Genomic DNA, 15,283 nt, shown 5'->3' with positions numbered 1-15,283 from the left:
ACCCCTTTGTCATAAACCTGACCAAAAGGTCAACCAACAGCAGAACAAGACATGACCATTCAATCATTTCATCCGCCCAAACGAACACTGATGGGCCCGGGCCCTTCAGATGTATACCCTCGAATTACAGAGGCTCTGTCCCGACCCACTATCGGTCATCTTGATCCTGAGTTTGTCCGTATGATGGATGAGGTCAAGGAGCTGCTTCAGTACGCCTTCAGGACCCGCAATGCCCTGACACTACCCATCTCCGCACCCGGCTCTGCCGGTATGGAAGCCTGTTTTGTCAACCTGATCGAACCAGGCGACAAGGTAGTGGTATGCATTAACGGCGTCTTTGGTGGCCGTATGAAAGAAAACGTCGAGCGGGCAGGTGGCGAACCCGTTATTGTTCAGGGTGAATGGGGTCGTGCTGTTGATGTGGCTGAAGTTGAAAAAACGCTTCAGGCTCACTCGGACAGCAAAATTCTGGCCTTCGTTCATGCAGAAACCTCTACCGGTGCCTGCTCTGATGCAGAAACACTCTGTCGTCTGGCCAAAGAGCATAACTGCCTTACCATCGTTGATGCGGTCACGTCACTGGGTGGATCTGAGCTGGAAGTAGATGCCTGGGGTATCGATGCTATCTACTCGGGCACACAGAAATGTCTCTCCTGTGTGCCAGGTATATCTCCGGTGAGCTTCAGCGAAAAAGCTGTGGAGAAAATTGCCAGCCGCAAGCACAAAGTCCAGAGCTGGTTCCTGGACATGAATCTGATCATGGGATACTGGGGTAAGGGGGCCAAAAGGGCTTATCACCATACTGCGCCTGTCAACGCCATGTATGCCCTCCACGAAGCTCTGGTTATTTTGCAGGAAGAAGGTATCGAAAACGCCTGGCGCCGCCACAAGCTTCATCATCAGGCCCTGGCAACCGGTCTTGAAGCCATGGGGTTGGAACTGGTTGTTCCTGAAAATGAACGTCTGAGCCAGCTGAATGCGGTCAGGATTCCTGATGGTATCGACGACGCCCGGGTGAGAAGTGAACTCTTGTCAAAGTACAACCTGGAAATTGGTGCAGGCCTTGGTGATCTGGCTGGAAAGGTCTGGCGGATAGGGCTGATGGGCTGCAGCGCCGACCAGACCCATGTTCTGTGCTGTCTGGGTGCCCTGCAGGCGGTTCTGGGTTCTGATGAAAACGGAGCGGCCGCTGCACTGGCATTTTATCGCTCACAGAACTAATGCCCTGGGTCTCCTTCATCCGCTGAGGGAGGCCTGAATTTTGTTAAGAGAATTCTCAACAGTACACCGAGCCTGAAAGAATCATTCTGCTAATATCGAAGAAACAGATTCGTTGGGGTAAGAAGTATGTTCAAGCTGCTGGCAATTATTTTACTGACTCTGGTTGCGATCGTCGGCCTCGCACGGAATTTTGAAATGCTCGTTGGACCGGATTATGCCTATGTGAAAGCGGACTATCCCCGCTTTGCCGATAAAGCCTGGTTTGACTTTGAATTCGGTAAAAGAGCCGGACTCGAAGGCGTATACGATGATGTTAAAGAAAAAATAAAGCAGTAATCCTGCGGCATAAATCTATTTGCTGACAGACGGTACTCCAGTTGCGGGCTGCTCGCCTGCCAATGGATTCTAAGTCTGATACCAGCTGATACGGACGGACTCGCTCTATCATACAGCCAGACTGCCAGCGTCGGTGCTGCTTGTCTGAAAAGCAGCTCGGGGACACCCGCTTGCGCGTTTAATGTATCTTCACCAGGTCTTGCAAATATGATTTGTATAAAAGACTGATATTTTTTCCTCCGCATGGAAGCATGAGTATTATGTCGTAGTGTTATCCAACAGACGAGTTATTAACCCAATGATTGCCAGGAAAAAACTGTATGTATTGTTATTTATCGTACTTGGCAATATATCTTTTTCAGAAGCTTCAATATTGAAGTTACATGACAAGATGCTTGTAGACTCCCGGAGATCAGGAATGACACAGCTGGATTTTTGTCAGAACATTAGCAAAGCTTCAGGTTTGATTAAACTCATGGCACACCTAAGATTTTTTCATTCTATATTATTAAGTCGTCGCCAGCCCAATCCCATAACACCAAAAGAATTATTTTTTCGAATTTCACAAAGAACAGCTCCAACTGAAATGAGTATGGAAATGCAAATTGATATGGCAATTCAAGTTACTGAAATAGCTCACGGTTTTAGTCTCGACTATGCTTTTTCCGAATTTGATGCAATGACTACAAGTGATATAGAAAATGAAGTGAGAACAATACTTATTAAAATACGAACAATAATGAGTGGATACGAACCCTTTTTTAGACGGTGTGAAGAATTAAATTTATCCAAAGAACTACAAGATACAATCGCGCTAATCGACGAGTCGGTTTAAAAACATCCGCACCTCAGCTACCCACCCTGAAGAAAAGGGCTTATAAAGCCTTTGTTGACCAGCCGTTGCTGTCCTCTATGTTTTTACATTGCCTACTGGCTTCCGGGTGGCAAGACTTAAAACAACCGCTATTATTCCCTTACCAGAATTAATATAAGGAATGTATCTAATGACTAACCTGGGACGAGCTGATCCAGAATGTTGGTATAAATCAGTTAATCTTCAATTTTTCATTGCTCAGTGCATGTGCTTTGCAGTCTTTTTCCTGCTCATAATGCCTGCATTTGCTGCTACGCCGACCAATGCAGAGCTGGCATTGCTTGGCACTGCCCTGGGGGATTGCAAGGGGACCGTTCGTTACGGCTATGGAGCTGGGAGGCGTGAGCTATTTACGGATGACACTCACAAAGCGGCTGCGATTTACAAGTTCTTTTTGGATTATTACCGAAGCTCTGATCGCCCTAAAAAACAGCATCAAAAAAAAGGTAAAGGTGCACAGTTTGATGCTGTCAGGCTGGCTAAATGCCAGTGTTTTTTTGCATTTCCCAAAGAGCAGCGTTTTCATTTAAATATGGAAGATTCGATGGATGTGGTGTTAAGCGAATACGGTGCTTTTCACTCTCGGTTGTTAAAAACTTTCTTTCAGGGATTCAGAAATGGCACTCTGACAACCAGGGATCAGGTTCTCGACCTTTCCGGTCAGAGTTTTCGTACAAGATCAGGGAAAGCAGAAGGCTCCTCTGGTAATGGCGGCTGTATGGGAATTGCTACGATTGTGGCTATCCTTGATCATGATCCCTATATCAGTGACGAGGATTTTGTCAGCCGCGTTCGACAAACGGTTCAGGTCAGTCATAACCATGAGCAGGCCATGCAGGCTGCTGTCGCTATCGCCCTTGCAGCGAGGGTCATGATTGAAAATCGTGATTCAAGAACTGCGAACAGAGATCTGGCCGAAATCACCTTACAACGCATTTATAGACAGGTAACTGACCCGGAAGTTTTGAAATGCCTGAGGATTATTGAGCAACAAATCCTGCAAAACACGCATGCTCGCAAGCTTGATCATGGGGAGGTTATGGCTGAGTTAAATCTCCTTCTGCCTTCCAGCTCTGGTGCAGAGAGATCCCGAAAAAAGACTGGTGACACAAAGCTTCGAGGAACCTGGGCCCCCAGTTCTGCAGCGGCCGTCCTGTATTTTCTTTTTACCGGTGACAGATCCCAGAATTCATTGCTGCAGCAGGTAGCAAAATTTACCATAGACCAGGATACGATTGGGGCAATGTTAATGGCACTCAGTGCTCTGCGGGAAGGTGGTTTCAGACGAAGCGAGTTTGGTGCAGGGCAGGAGCTGAAACTGTTACAGGAGTTGCTTGACCATTTGCCGGAGTGGGTTGCAATAAACCCCAGTGCTGTGGATTATCTGGTCGATGATGATGATGATGATGATGATGAGGATGAAGGTGAGGCAGGTGCGAGTAATTGTGCCTGTCGGAGCCAGTCAATGTGAATTAAGAATATTGAGCTAATCGATGAATCAATTAAGTACTTCAGTGCATAAAAACAAAGGCTTATCAGCTTCAATCGCCGTACCTCTATAGCTGGCTATATCTCTCACCCCTTCGCTCCAGAGTCTCAGAGGAAACGGGTTGAGACAGGGAAAAAAGTGTCGAAAAACCGCTAATTACAGAGAGTAAATAAGCATTTTGAGCCACTTGTTAATATCACATCAGCATTTTTCAGCGGCCTCTGAAGCAAGCAAACAAGTCAATGACTGTTATATTTTTACTCAGCAATTAAGTACTCAACCATACGAAATCATATTTTCTGACTTATTGTTCAGGCACTCTAACTGCGTTGCAACTCTGGTCACATAGCTTGCTATGTACCCGTCGTTGCGCCTTGCAGAGCACCTGCCCAATAAGCCAGAAATATTCGATTCCGTATGGCTGAGTACTTAACGTTAGAATTACTAACTAAAAAGATATTTTTGGAACTTTATAAGACTTAAGAAATCAAACATATTGATAATTTTTTACGATATAAAGTAGACAATATGACTCCACCTCATCCAGATGATCCATTGTACAGAAGTTGGTATTTTGACAAGAAAAACCCTATTCATAAAGGAAATACTGTAAAGTTAAGAATGCGATCTTTTCGATCAATGAAAAGAGCATCCCCTTATCCTCTGAAATTCAAATATATACCTATTCCTGATAAAGCCCAAAGGTCAAAGACTTTAAGACTGGAAAGAGGAAGAAATTTAGTCACACAGAAATTTATAGAAGTACTTTCAGTAGTGAAAGTTAACTGGGCCAGGGCAGTAAAGCTACTGAAAAGTGGTGGAGATCCTTTTGCATATAAAGGGACTGGCTTCACTCCAAATATATTATTTAAGCTTATTGTTGATATTACCAATACTCCAAAAATCGAAGCAAAACACCTTTTAGAGTCAAAAGAACGGGAAGAGTTCATTGCATTACTTCTGGAGAGAGATGAGATTGAATCTGCCCTAATGGAGTTTGACTCGTCACCCTTTCAAAACACACCATTTACCGCAGCCATTGCAGCCAGAGATATAAAGTTATCAAAAGCCCTATTCAATCATCTAACGAAAACAAACCATGAGTTATTAATCACACCAAATCAAAAGACATTAGAAAGGCAATTTGGAAACAATACACCTCTGGTACTGGCCATTAAAACTAACAATGAAGAACTGGCTTTGGATTTAGTACCTTTTTATACCGATGAGTTATTGCGTAAGCGTGTAACCTGGGCAAACAACAACACTCTTGAATTGGCTCATTTAGCGAGATTCAATCATTTACTTCCAATAATGGTGGCAATAGCTCAAGGTCTTACTACAGATGAAGCAACCAAGCTTCAATCATTATATGATGGATGTCCACGTGGGAGTGATATATGGCATGATTTATATGAAACAGATATGTTTCTTAATGACGAAGGAGAATTCATTGAAGATAGAGAAAGAGTCTCAAATCCTGATATTTATCATACCTCAAAATATATTCGAACCAGTGTAATTCCCCTACCCCAAAATCGGTGTTCCCTCCATTAATACATAATAACTGATAGCAGATCGAGAACAGGCTATCGCAAAAGTAGCCTGTAAAACTGACCCAGCTTAACGCTCTATTGGTCAAGCAAAAGACTTTCACAACAGCCGCCTTTTCAGAAAGGAATTACTTCTCAACAAAAGCCCTTTCAATAACATAGTGCCCCGGATTTCCACCACGGGCTTCCTTAAAGCCACGCTCATCCAGAATACGACACAGATCTTTCAACATGGCAGGGCTGCCGCACAGCATGAAGCGATCATTTTCCAGATCGGGCTCAGGAAGATTCAGGTCGGCAAACAGCTTGCCACTTTCCATCAAGTCCGTCAGGCGCCCCTGGTTGCGGAAAGGTTCCCGGGTAACCGTTGGGTAATACTTCAACTGTTTTTTAACCATCTCACCAAAGTATTCATTTTCTGGCAGTTCATTTTCAATCCGGTCCTGATAAGCCAATTCAGAAACATAGCGAACGCCGTGAGTCAGAATTACATTGTCGAACTGCTCATAAATTTCAAAATCCTTGATAATGCTCATAAAAGGAGCCAGACCCGTTCCTGTGCTGAGTAGGTAGAGATTCTTTCCGGGCAGCAGATGGTCGGCTACCAGAGTCCCCACAGGCTTGGTGCCCACCAGAATGTCATCTCCCACTTCCAGCTTCTGCAGGTGTTGGGTCAGGGGGCCATCCTGTACCTTGATGGAAAAAAACTCCATCTCTTCTTCATAGTTGGCGCTGGCAATGCTATAGGCTCTCAGCAGAGGTTTGTTATCGATTTCCAGACCGATCATGGTGAAATGGCCGTTCTTGAACCTCAATCCCTGGTTGCGTGTAGTGGTGAAACTGAACAGGGTATCATTCCAGTGATGAACACTGGTCACTGTCTCCCGGATAAGATTACTCATAGTAGGTGTCACTCCTGATGGTCGATTTTTCTTTCTGACACTTTGCTGTACCCTGAAAAGTTACTTATCTTTGTAATAATTCAAAAGGCGGTCAGCTCCCTCGCGATCTTTTCCTGTGACTCGAGCATCCCTGTCAATGAGTTTTCGCAGCGATTCGATGTCCCGAGCTTTGAGAGCGTATTTAAGAAAGCTCCCACCCCGAGAATCTACCGGTGCATTAACATCACCGAAGCCATTGATAGCGGACGGGAGTAACAATTTAATATCTACCGCTCTTTTGGACAGATATCTGATTTTTTTTGAAAGCGTCATTAGCCGAAAGTTCATTTATTCGTACTATTTTTTCTTCCGGGATATCTTAGTCAGGGGTAGGATATTTGTGAAACAGATAATTCTTATAAGATTATTCGATTAAATCGATTACCCCATGAAACTGACTCTCCAACAACTGGAGATTTTCCCGGAGGTTGCCCGCCAGCAGAACCTTAACCGCTCCGCCAAAGCTCTGGTCATGTCCCAGTCTGCCGCCAGCAGTGCACTGAAAGAACTGTAACAAAAATTCAATACTCAGCGCTTTGATCGCATTGGCAAAAGACTTCAGCTGAATGATCCCGATAAGATTACTCAAGGTTGTTATCACTCCTGATGATCGATGGTTCTGCCTGACACTTTGCTGCATCATGAACAGTCAAATAAAATTGCAACAATCGCAAAATCAATTACGCCAGACACAAGATAAATCGTCAAAAGGTGAATTTATCTTGTGGGGTTCAACTACAAAGCTAGCCAAGATTGAAGGCGTAACCAGCCAAACTATGAGGCGCAAGATCGAAAGCGGTCACTACGAAAAAATGAAGCAAACAAGTGGTGGTCACTTCCGCATATTCATTAACCAGCAGAGGAAGATATGCTATACAAGAGTGAGTTCTGGAAAGCAAAAATCCAGCATTGACACGCAAAAGCGTATCTTACTCAAAGAGCACCCTGATGCAGAATTTATCAGCGACATTGCCAGTGCTTTCAACTTTAAGCGAAAAGGACTGCAAACCATTCTGGAATCAGCGGTGTGCGGAAATCCAACCCATATTGTGGTTGCCACAAAAGATCGCCTTGCCCGATCAGGATTTGAACTTATCAAGTGGCTTGTTGAATTATCGGGAGGACACATCGAGGTTTTGGATGACCCGGATAACGCCTGTGAGCCATTCGACACCCAAGAGCTTATCGGTTTCATTACCTCATTCTGCAATAGCCACTACGGGAAGCGATCTGCTAAAAGACGCAAAGGACGCAAAGATAGTAGCGTCAAAAAAGATCAGGTTTTACCCAGAGAATGAGCAAGCCTATCACGATGCCCTGATACTCTATCGGAGGTCGTACAACCTTGCTGTTGAGCGTTTCCACAATGATGACTATAAAGATGCCAGCGGAAAATTCGTCAACATGCGACCCGCCATTAAAGCTCAAGTGGAGCAGGAGCAAAAAGAAAGTGGCAGGGCTTATAACTCGATTGTTTCTGATAATGGAACACTGGCGGCAGCGGCTACATTCAAAGCGGTCTGCAAGCACAACAAGAAGCTCAAGGGAGCTAAAGAGGGCTTTGCAGAAATCAGTTTCAAAAGCCGCAAAGGTAGCAGGCACTCATTCTCTATTGACCGTTTGCCAAAGGGATTAAATCCCTGCATACAGGCTCTTGGCAAGATTCACCTGACAGAAGATGTGCCAGCAGAAGCGATTGGCAAGTCTTGTGTCGTAACCTACGACAAAGGTCGCTGGTTCATTCAGGTTCAACAACATATTGAGCTAAATCCCGAAATCCAAGGGAAGGTTAGATGCGTTGGAGTTGACCCCGGAGTTCGCACCTTTGCCACTTGCTACAGCGAAAAAGAGGCATTGATAGCGGGTGATAAGGTTGCAAAAACAAAGCTGTTTCCACTGATGAAGCAAGTGGACAGCTTGATCAGTCAAAAGCAAAAAATCCTGAACACGCAGAAGGGCGTTAAGTTCCCCGACATGCCCCAGTGGGCAAGAGATCGGATTATTCATTTCAAGAGGGAAATTGACCGGCTGAAATGCAAAAAGGATGACATTGTTCTTGATCTGCATAACCGGCTGGCGTTCGAGCTGGTGTCGAACTACGACGTTGTATTTTTGCCAACCTTTGAGACAAGAGGTATGGTCACACGCAAAGATAAGAAGGTTCGCACCATTCGCCGTAACACCTGCCGCCAGATGCTTGACCTCAATCACTACCAATTCAAAAAGCGGCTTAAGTGGTACGCAAAAAAGTATGGAAAGCATGTAGTTGATTGCAACGAAGCCTATACATCCAAGACTCAATCATGGAACGGGACCATTGACGAAAAATTAGGTTCTTCCAAAATTATAAAGGGTGAGGGCTTCACCGTTGATCGTGATATCAACGGTGCCAGAAATGTCTTTCTTAAGTGTTTGACAAGGTAGCTTGAACCTTATCCATAACAGCGAGTGTTGCGCTCGTTGCGGTTTTAATCAAGAGTTACTTATCCTTATGATCATTCAAAATCGAGTCAACTTTGTCCCGGTTGCTGTCTGTGACTTGAGCTCCTCTGTCAATGAGTTGTTGCAATGCTTCCTTGTCCTTGGCAATGAGTGCATATTCAAGAAGGCTGCGACCCGGGTCGTAACCTGAATGACCTGCCGGTGCATTAATATCAGCAAAACCATTGATAGCAGACGAGAGTAACACTTTAATAATTTCCACCCTGTCAGATGAATTTCTTACATAATTGACTCCGTCAAAAGCTGTGTACCCTTGTCCGGTACTAAGCTCAACTTTTGCCCCCGCATTGATCAGCATCCTGACCAGGCCTAAATGGTTTTTCGTTTTAGGGTAATCTTGAGGTAAACCAAATACCATTGCGTAGTGAAGGGCGGTACGTCCATCGCGAGCAGTTGCATTTACATCGGCTCCGTTTTTAATCAGAGTTTCAAGTGCCAACTCATGATCAGCATCAACAGCTATGTGGATTGCCCTGTGGCCGTCGTTATCTGGAATATCGAAACGGGCTCCATGCTCCATCAAAAGGGTAAACAAATCAGGACATTCAGGCTTTTCGGCAGCCAGATGCAGAGGTGTTCGGCCACACTCGTCGCGGATGTTCACACCAGCATTGAAGTCCAGTAATGTTCTCACCGTCTCCAGATTATGATTGCTGACTGCGTAGTGTAGTGCTGTTTTGCCCTTTGAGTCCTGAACGTCAATATCTTCGCCAATGTCAAGTTCTTCGGCGACATCAATACCTTCGTCAGGGTCAATATCTTCGTCGATGTCAGGATCCTCGGCCAGTAATCTGGCTATATTTTGATCGCCCTTTATCGCTGCAATGTGGAGGGCTGACATCTTCGCTTCCTGCCATGAGTGTTTCGAGCCCGGGCCTTCATGCTCCATAAGTTCCAGGGCGTGGTCTATCTGGCCAGATACTACAGCATGGGCCACCGATGAAAATTCTAATTCCGGAAGACGGTGATCCTGACAGATAGGGCATATTTTCCGGGAATCAAGACTCTGCTGGTTTTCTTCAAATTCCCTGTGGCAGGAACCATGAAAAAGATGGAGTTTGGGGTTGGTGGACTTAAAAAAATTGTATGTTACGTGTGCAACAACGACGTTGTGAGAGCCAAAAACACCCTTAAAGCAAATGCCACATTCTTGAGAAATATTACCTTCAGTCAAATTGTTGATTTTTCTTGTACTTTCGTCACAGAAACTTCTCGATTCCAGAATCAATTGTTTCAAATTTGCCATTGAGAAGGTGTGTGAACTTATATCCATTAGTCAGTCCCTTATTGTGTTTTTAGATCAATATCGAACCATCATATCAACTGATAGCAGACATTCTTTGGTCGACAACTAGTCGCTCCAGGTGCTGGCACCTGAGCTATCTGAGTGATTGTTTCTTACCCGGAGCGTAAAAAATCCATCACAATCGAACGTTTGAGAGAAAAGTTGGCCAAAAGTTCAATTATTCATACTATTTTTTCTTCCGGAATAGACCAGTCAGGGGTAGGATATTGGCAAAACAGATAATTCTTATAAGATTATTCGATTAAATCGATTAGCTCATGAAACTGACTCTCCGACAACTGGAGGTTTTTCTGGAGGTTGCCCGCCAGCAGAACCTTAGCCGCGCCGCCGAAGCTCTGGTCATGTCCCAGTCTGCCGCCAGCAGTGCACTGAAAGAACTGGAACAAAAGTTCAATACTCAGCTCTTTGATCGCATTGGCAAAAGAATTCAGCTGAATGACCTCGGCCAGCAGATTCGACCGGACGCCGAAGCCCTTCTGGAAAAGGCCCGGCAGCTTGAGCAGAAACTCTTCAGCAAAGCTCTGACAGGACAGATCCGGGTCGGCGCTACTTTGACCATAGGCAATTATCTGGCCGTTAACATCGTAGCCCGAATGATGAGAGACAAACCGGGTACCCATATTGATCTGCAGGTGGCCAATACCGCCAATATTACCGAGAAGGTTCTTAACTTTGATCTGGATATCGGACTGATCGAAGGAGAGTTACACCACCATGACCTGAATGTCATACCCTGGTGTGATGATGAACTGGTTGCCTTCTGCGCACCGGGCCATGACCTCGAACACAAAACCCAACTGACAGACCAGGATCTTTTGAGTGCTGGCTGGATTCTCCGCGAAGCCGGTTCGGGTACCCGTCAGGCGTTTGATCGAGCTATGTACGGCATTCTGCCCAACCTGAATGTGGTTATTGAGTTGCAACACACTGAAGCCATCAAGCGGGCTGTCGAGGCCGGTCTCGGGATTGGCTGCCTGTCGAGAATTACACTTCAGGATGCTTTCAAAAGGGGCAGTCTGATCCCTTTGTTAATCCCTGACAGAGATTTGAGCCGACAATTCTATTTCATCATGCACCGACAAAAGTACATCAGTCAGGGAACCAGGGAATTAATTGAACTCTGCCGTAGCTGGACCGCCAGCCCTTGAGAACATAAGAGGTCTTTGGGCTTTTAAGTTCTCAGAAAGTTATACAAATCTGAAACCGGGTTTAGTCTTTTAGCCAGTGCAACAAAGGTCTGATTATGATTAAAAGAATCACTATCGTGGGCGGAACCCATGGCAACGAGTTGATTGGGCCTAACCTGATCAGGAAGTTGGAACAGGACGGTAGTTTCAAACAGAGCGTCATTCCAGTAGATTATCTGCTGGCCAATGTTGAAGCTTATAAAGCAGTCAGACGATTTATGGATGCCGATCTGAATCGTTCCTTTACGGATGACATTCTCAACGGCGATGATGATTCGGTCTATGAACACCGCCGAGCCCGGAAAATCAATCAACTGCTCGGCCCCAAAGCCAATAATGACCGTTTTATCATCGATCTGCACAGTACCACCAGCAACATGGGAATGACGCTGATTATCAAAGATCAGGCCGCTTTCAACCTCAAAGCAGCATCCTATGTGCAACAACAGATGCCGGAAGTAAAAATCATTCTGAGTGACCGTGATAACCAATTCAGCCGAACGCTGAATAGCCTTTCCGACTACGCAGTGACCATTGAAGTCGGCCCTATTCCCAACGGCGTTTTGCGACACGATCAGTTTTCAGACACTGAATCAGTGATCCAACATCTGGTCGACTTCACCCAAATGCCAGAAAACGAACGGGACAATATCCTGCCCGCAAGCACCGAAGTTTATAACGTCAGGGATCGTTTTTTTTATCCCAGAGACGACGACGGACAAATATCTGCCATGGTTCACAGTGCTCTGCAGGACAGGGATTTTGAGGAGCTGAAGCCAGGCATGCCGATGTTTCAGAATATGGATGGCACAGTGACTCCCTATCAGGGTGAACCCGGATACCCCATCTTTATCAATGAAGCTGCGTACTATTACGAGAACACGGCTTTTGTCATGACAACCCGGAAAACGGTTGTTCCAGACGGTTAAACTCTTCAAGGCAACGATACACAGGCAGGCATTCCGATGTTAACCTTTAAGGGACGTCATGCTAGCATGCCGTCCCCTGAGATACTGTCCGACTGCTGGCACAATCTCTGGTCGCAGTTCATCAGCCTTGAGCTAAAACAGCCATGAGCTCAATAAAGAGTCCTGAGCCCGGAATGGAGAGATTATGACAAGACGCTTTCATACAGGGGCCATTCTCCCCCTGCTACTGATCACCGGTTTGCTGACAGCCTGCGGCTTTCAGCTGCGAGGCAAGGTCGATATTGCCAGTGAAATTGCCCAGCTGTCTGTCTCAGGAAGTGATCTGCCGTTTGTCAGGGAGTTAAAAAAAGCCCTGACGCTCAATGGTATTGAGATCACAGATAATGCCCACTATCACCTGCAAGTGTTGAGTCTGGAGCGTTCGACAGGCGATGAGATTCAAGCCAGTGTCGGTCAGTACGAACGCCTGCTGACCCTGAAAGCCACCTACCAGCTCAGCACTAATGATGGCCTGAAACTCTTTGACCCCATTGTGCTCTTCAACGAGCGCTACATGTTCCAGGACAAGAACCAGACCAACGCGGCCCTGAGCGAGGAAGCCATCATCTTTGATCAGCTTCGTCAGGAGCTGTTGCTGACCACTGTTCGCAGAGTGGCTGCTATTTCCGGTGAAGTGCTTCGCCAGGAAGAAGTACGAGCCCGCAAAGCCCTCGAAGCCGAGCGAGAGGCGCGTGAAGCGGAACAATGAACATCAGACCCGACCAACTCGGCGCCCAACTCAAGCGACAACTCTGTGCTGTCTACATAGTCAGTGGCGATGAGCCCCTGCAGGTCTCGGAGTGCTGTGACCAAATCCGGCAAGCGGCAAGAAAGCAGGGGTTTACCGAGCGACACGTTTACCATGTCGACAATAACTTTGACTGGGGGGATTTTCTGGAAGCAGCAAACAGTCTCTCACTGTTCGCTGAAAAACAAATTCTTGAAGTCAGGATGCCCAATGGCAAGCCCGGTGATGCAGGCCGAAAAGCTTTTCAGGAATATCTGAAACATCTTTCTCCGGATAACCTGCTACTGATCATTACCGACCGGCTTGATAATGCCAGCCAAAAGGCAAAATGGTTCAAGGCCCTGGAACAGGAAGGACTGTTTATCCCGATCTGGCCTGTTGAACATGACAAGTTGCCGGGCTGGATTGCCCGACGTCTGAAAAGTCAGGGGTTTGAAGCCAGTCAGGATGCTCTTTCGCTACTTTGCGAACGCATTGAAGGAAATCTGCTGGCCGCGTCACAGGAAATTGAAAAGCTGAAGCTCCTGGCGGATGGCAAAAAGATTGAAGTGGAAACCGTCAGGGAAGCGGTTTCTGACAGTGCCCGCTATGACGTTTTCCAACTGGCTGATGCGGCTCTGAATGGTGACCCGAAGTCTGTGGTCAGAATACTCGGCGGTTTGAAAAGCGAAGGCATTGAGCCACCCATTGTGCTCTGGGCTCTGGCCCGTGACGTGCGACTGCTCAGCCACCTCAGCCGATTAAAATCCCGGGGCACACCGCCCAATCTGGCTTATGATCAGGCAGCCAAAACTCACGGCATGTCATCCTTTATTCTCAAGAAGCGTAAAAACCTGCTGGAAAAATGCATGGGTCGTCACAGTGAGCGTGCCTTTCGCCAGATGCTGATTCATACTGGCCATATTGACAAAGGTGTCAAAGGGCTTGAAAAAATCAACTGCTGGGATGAATTATTGACCCTGAGCCTTTTCCTGGCCGGTATGCCTGCTCCTCTTCAAGCCTGAATTTTATACCAATCGGTACGTTTTTAATGACATTAAACAGACAGCTGTGACCGTCAGACCTCTGGCTAAAAATAGTATTCAATCTCAGTCGGTTGACTCATTCTGCCTTTAATTAGTCGCTTATAATTTCCTATTGCACTAAATAAACCCACTTGCTAGACGCATTTGCAACAAGCGAACAACTTCTATAAAGGCTTCTATGGCAGGGCCGATGGTTCGAGAGATCCGAAACCGCGCACAGGAGTGTATGGATATGATTTTTCGAAACCTGCTGGGAGCAGCTGCTGCATTGCTGGTAGCAGGCTGTGCCTTCAACATGTCAAACCATAAAGGGGCCTATAACGAGAAATGGTCCAAAGCCAAGAACCTGACTAATGCAGGCGGCATGCTTGAACAGGTGTATGACCAGCAGTTACCTGCCGGAGCTTACAACAAGGAAGGCAAGCTGGAGGACTACAAACTGGGCAATATTTCTCACCCGGCCTATGGTGCTGCCAGCGGTGTGGTGGGAGTTAATGTCAAACCTTATGGCGCCTTTGAACGCTTTTACTGGGGATGGACGGTACCGGGTGCCAGCCATTATGATCACCACAGGTTATTTGCCTGGATGCCCATCGCCATGGCCGAGGATGAGATCGGAGCCAGGGAAACGATGGAGCTGATGCTGACCCGTTCCGCCCTGACCATCCTCAACGACATGAATTACAAGTACAAGCCGATCAAAACACCTTTCGAGCATAATGGTCTGGCTTTCAAGCAGTGGTACCTGGAACAGACCGGTGCTACCTGCTCTTTTGCCCGAATGAACTGTGTTCTGAGTCTGTATATCCCGGTTCCAACTGCTGTCGACCATGCGCCTTCATTCTCCTATTTCAGTATGGCGGGAGAGCCAGCCTGGTTTTTCTCAGCCCATGATGATAACGCTTTCCCCAGGCTGTCCATCACCCAGGGTGAAGGTTTGGAAAGCATCAGCGAGAATGTCTTTTATCAGAAGCTGAGTGCCCGTCTGCCAGGGTGGGTCTATTTCTACATGGCGCCCAAAGAGGTGGGTATCGGAGACGACAACAAAACCATCGCTTACCCCTATGTACTGGAGAAAGGCAAACCGTTGCTGTTCATTCGCCCCAACAAGTAGGTAAAAACGAAAAGCAAAC

General features: G+C 46.4%; 16 protein-coding genes. 13 read left to right on the top strand and 3 right to left on the bottom strand.

Annotated features, from left to right (window positions below; genetic code table 11):
• The first annotated feature begins 51 nt into the window (after positions 1 to 51).
• The 5 genes from ACOJUN_RS14920 to ACOJUN_RS14900 all read left to right on the top strand — a co-directional run bounded on the left by ACOJUN_RS14920 (position 52) and on the right by ACOJUN_RS14900 (position 5,477).
• Positions 52 to 1,221, top strand: a complete 1,170-nt coding sequence (locus ACOJUN_RS14920; RefSeq protein WP_422132733.1) for a pyridoxal-phosphate-dependent aminotransferase family protein — start codon at positions 52 to 54, stop codon at positions 1,219 to 1,221.
• A 126-nt stretch (positions 1,222 to 1,347) separates the two neighbouring features.
• Positions 1,348 to 1,557: a hypothetical protein gene (locus ACOJUN_RS14915; RefSeq protein WP_422132732.1), complete on the top strand. Its 210-nt coding sequence runs from the start codon at positions 1,348 to 1,350 to the stop codon at positions 1,555 to 1,557.
• A 418-nt stretch (positions 1,558 to 1,975) separates the two neighbouring features.
• On the top strand, positions 1,976 to 2,392 hold the full coding sequence (locus ACOJUN_RS14910; RefSeq protein WP_422132731.1) for a hypothetical protein: 417 nt from the start codon (positions 1,976 to 1,978) through the stop codon (positions 2,390 to 2,392).
• Between the two features lie 169 nt (positions 2,393 to 2,561).
• Positions 2,562 to 3,902, top strand: a complete 1,341-nt coding sequence (locus tag ACOJUN_RS14905) for an ADP-ribosylglycohydrolase family protein (protein WP_422132730.1) — start codon at positions 2,562 to 2,564, stop codon at positions 3,900 to 3,902.
• Between the two features lie 546 nt (positions 3,903 to 4,448).
• Positions 4,449 to 5,477 carry a hypothetical protein gene (locus ACOJUN_RS14900; protein ID WP_422132729.1) on the top strand — a complete coding sequence of 343 codons (1,029 nt, stop codon included), beginning with the start codon at positions 4,449 to 4,451 and terminating at the stop codon, positions 5,475 to 5,477.
• A gap of 124 nt (positions 5,478 to 5,601) precedes the next feature.
• Here the strand turns inward: ACOJUN_RS14900 and ACOJUN_RS14895 are convergent, their stop codons facing one another.
• Together ACOJUN_RS14895 and ACOJUN_RS14890 are read right to left on the bottom strand one after the other, a co-directional pair.
• The gene (locus tag ACOJUN_RS14895; RefSeq protein ID WP_317142846.1) at positions 5,602 to 6,375 is read right to left on the bottom strand and encodes a ferredoxin--NADP reductase; all 774 of its coding nucleotides are present in this window, start codon (positions 6,373 to 6,375) and stop codon (positions 5,602 to 5,604) included.
• Positions 6,376 to 6,435: 60 nt separating this feature from the next.
• Positions 6,436 to 6,687 (bottom strand): hypothetical protein, encoded by a 252-nt coding sequence (locus ACOJUN_RS14890; protein ID WP_422132728.1) that lies wholly within the window; start codon positions 6,685 to 6,687, stop codon positions 6,436 to 6,438.
• 115 nt (positions 6,688 to 6,802) lie between these two features.
• On the opposite strand from ACOJUN_RS14890, the gene ACOJUN_RS14885 reads away from it, so the two are divergent.
• From ACOJUN_RS14885 to ACOJUN_RS14875, 3 genes are all read left to right on the top strand, one after another.
• Complete coding sequence (locus tag ACOJUN_RS14885; RefSeq protein WP_422132727.1) at positions 6,803 to 6,928, top strand: LysR family transcriptional regulator; 126 nt, start codon at positions 6,803 to 6,805, stop codon at positions 6,926 to 6,928.
• A 127-nt stretch (positions 6,929 to 7,055) separates the two neighbouring features.
• Complete coding sequence (locus ACOJUN_RS14880) at positions 7,056 to 7,712, top strand: IS607 family transposase (protein ID WP_422132726.1); 657 nt, start codon at positions 7,056 to 7,058, stop codon at positions 7,710 to 7,712.
• Entirely contained in the window at positions 7,624 to 8,838 is a 1,215-nt protein-coding gene (locus ACOJUN_RS14875; RefSeq protein ID WP_422137077.1) for an RNA-guided endonuclease InsQ/TnpB family protein, read from the top strand. Before ACOJUN_RS14880 ends, ACOJUN_RS14875 begins: the two co-directional genes overlap by 89 nt.
• Before the next feature lie 55 nt (positions 8,839 to 8,893).
• On the opposite strand, the gene ACOJUN_RS14870 is transcribed toward ACOJUN_RS14875, so the two are convergent.
• The gene (locus ACOJUN_RS14870) at positions 8,894 to 10,189 is read right to left on the bottom strand and encodes an ankyrin repeat domain-containing protein (protein ID WP_422132725.1); all 1,296 of its coding nucleotides are present in this window, start codon (positions 10,187 to 10,189) and stop codon (positions 8,894 to 8,896) included.
• Between the two features lie 290 nt (positions 10,190 to 10,479).
• On the opposite strand from ACOJUN_RS14870, the gene ACOJUN_RS14865 reads away from it, so the two are divergent.
• From ACOJUN_RS14865 to ACOJUN_RS14845, 5 genes are all read left to right on the top strand, one after another.
• Complete coding sequence (locus ACOJUN_RS14865) at positions 10,480 to 11,370, top strand: LysR family transcriptional regulator (RefSeq protein WP_422132724.1); 891 nt, start codon at positions 10,480 to 10,482, stop codon at positions 11,368 to 11,370.
• 95 nt (positions 11,371 to 11,465) lie between these two features.
• On the top strand, positions 11,466 to 12,338 hold the full coding sequence (locus tag ACOJUN_RS14860) for an aspartoacylase (protein ID WP_422132723.1): 873 nt from the start codon (positions 11,466 to 11,468) through the stop codon (positions 12,336 to 12,338).
• Positions 12,339 to 12,522: 184 nt separating this feature from the next.
• On the top strand, positions 12,523 to 13,086 hold the full coding sequence (locus ACOJUN_RS14855) for a hypothetical protein (protein ID WP_422132722.1): 564 nt from the start codon (positions 12,523 to 12,525) through the stop codon (positions 13,084 to 13,086).
• Positions 13,083 to 14,129, top strand: a complete 1,047-nt coding sequence (holA, locus tag ACOJUN_RS14850) for a DNA polymerase III subunit delta (RefSeq protein WP_422132721.1) — start codon at positions 13,083 to 13,085, stop codon at positions 14,127 to 14,129. The genes ACOJUN_RS14855 and holA overlap by 4 nt, the downstream gene beginning before the upstream one ends.
• A gap of 253 nt (positions 14,130 to 14,382) precedes the next feature.
• Positions 14,383 to 15,264 carry a hypothetical protein gene (locus tag ACOJUN_RS14845; RefSeq protein WP_422132720.1) on the top strand — a complete coding sequence of 294 codons (882 nt, stop codon included), beginning with the start codon at positions 14,383 to 14,385 and terminating at the stop codon, positions 15,262 to 15,264.
• The last annotated feature ends 19 nt before the right edge of the window (positions 15,265 to 15,283 follow it).

This window comes from Endozoicomonas sp. ALD040, from assembly GCF_049275945.1.
Taxonomy (GTDB): domain Bacteria; phylum Pseudomonadota; class Gammaproteobacteria; order Pseudomonadales; family Endozoicomonadaceae; genus Endozoicomonas_A.
The sequence above is the reverse complement of the archived record's forward strand: the minus strand, read 5'-3'. Positions and strand labels throughout refer to the sequence as shown.

Excerpts from the sequence above, each read along its gene's own strand:
- ACOJUN_RS14920 (WP_422132733.1), top strand. The coding sequence starts at position 52 with ATGACCATTCAATCATTTCATCCGCCCAAACGAACACTGATGGGCCCG.
- ACOJUN_RS14915 (WP_422132732.1), top strand. The coding sequence starts at position 1,348 with ATGTTCAAGCTGCTGGCAATTATTTTACTGACTCTGGTTGCGATCGTC.
- ACOJUN_RS14895 (WP_317142846.1), bottom strand. The coding sequence starts at position 6,375 with ATGAGTAATCTTATCCGGGAGACAGTGACCAGTGTTCATCACTGGAAT.
- ACOJUN_RS14900 (WP_422132729.1), top strand. The coding sequence starts at position 4,449 with ATGACTCCACCTCATCCAGATGATCCATTGTACAGAAGTTGGTATTTT.
- ACOJUN_RS14885 (WP_422132727.1), top strand. The coding sequence starts at position 6,803 with ATGAAACTGACTCTCCAACAACTGGAGATTTTCCCGGAGGTTGCCCGC.
- ACOJUN_RS14880 (WP_422132726.1), top strand. The coding sequence starts at position 7,056 with ATGAACAGTCAAATAAAATTGCAACAATCGCAAAATCAATTACGCCAG.
- ACOJUN_RS14910 (WP_422132731.1), top strand. The coding sequence starts at position 1,976 with ATGACACAGCTGGATTTTTGTCAGAACATTAGCAAAGCTTCAGGTTTG.
- holA (WP_422132721.1), top strand. The coding sequence starts at position 13,083 with ATGAACATCAGACCCGACCAACTCGGCGCCCAACTCAAGCGACAACTC.
- ACOJUN_RS14860 (WP_422132723.1), top strand. The coding sequence starts at position 11,466 with ATGATTAAAAGAATCACTATCGTGGGCGGAACCCATGGCAACGAGTTG.
- ACOJUN_RS14845 (WP_422132720.1), top strand. The coding sequence starts at position 14,383 with ATGATTTTTCGAAACCTGCTGGGAGCAGCTGCTGCATTGCTGGTAGCA.
- ACOJUN_RS14870 (WP_422132725.1), bottom strand. The coding sequence starts at position 10,189 with ATGGATATAAGTTCACACACCTTCTCAATGGCAAATTTGAAACAATTG.
- ACOJUN_RS14890 (WP_422132728.1), bottom strand. The coding sequence starts at position 6,687 with ATGACGCTTTCAAAAAAAATCAGATATCTGTCCAAAAGAGCGGTAGAT.
- ACOJUN_RS14855 (WP_422132722.1), top strand. The coding sequence starts at position 12,523 with ATGACAAGACGCTTTCATACAGGGGCCATTCTCCCCCTGCTACTGATC.
- ACOJUN_RS14865 (WP_422132724.1), top strand. The coding sequence starts at position 10,480 with ATGAAACTGACTCTCCGACAACTGGAGGTTTTTCTGGAGGTTGCCCGC.
- ACOJUN_RS14905 (WP_422132730.1), top strand. The coding sequence starts at position 2,562 with ATGACTAACCTGGGACGAGCTGATCCAGAATGTTGGTATAAATCAGTT.